1 pseudogene is annotated in these 522 nt (G+C 64.4%); it reads left to right on the top strand.

Going from position 1 to position 522, the window contains the following annotated elements:
- Positions 1–522: pseudogene (locus P3H15_RS54480) on the top strand (glucose-6-phosphate isomerase); the annotation flags it as partial.

Raw genomic sequence — 522 nt, 5'->3', positions numbered from 1 at the left:
GCTTCTTCGGTTGCGATTCTCGTGCGGTGCTGCCGTACTCGCACGACCTGGCACGATTCCCGGCTTACCTGCAGCAGTTGACGATGGAATCGAACGGCAAGTCGGTACGGGCGGACGGGACTCCCGTCGGTGCGGCGACGGGTGAGGTGTTCTGGGGTGAGCCCGGAACCAACGGTCAGCACGCCTTCCACCAGCTGCTGCACCAGGGCACGCGGTTGATTCCCGTGGACTTTCTGGGGTTCGCACAGCCCCTCGCCGATCTACCGACCCTCGACGGGGTGGGGTCGATGCACGGGGTTCTGACGGCGAACATGCTCGCTCAGTCCAAGGTGCTGGCGTTCGGCAAGACAGCCGACGAGATCGCTGCCTAGGGCACCGAGACCGAGCTGATTCCGCACAAGGTGATGCCCGGCAACCGGCCCTCCACCACAATTCTCGGAACCAGGCTCACCCCGTCGGCCCTGGGACAGTTGATCGCCCTGTATGAGCACCAGGTGTTCGTGCAGGGAGTCGTGTGGGGTA

Origin of the sequence: Rhodococcus sp. T2V (assembly GCF_029269925.1) — a bacterium.
GTDB lineage: Bacteria > Actinomycetota > Actinomycetes > Mycobacteriales > Mycobacteriaceae > Rhodococcus_F > Rhodococcus_F koreensis.
Note: the sequence above shows the minus strand (reverse complement) of the source record. Positions and strands in the feature narration are given on the sequence as shown.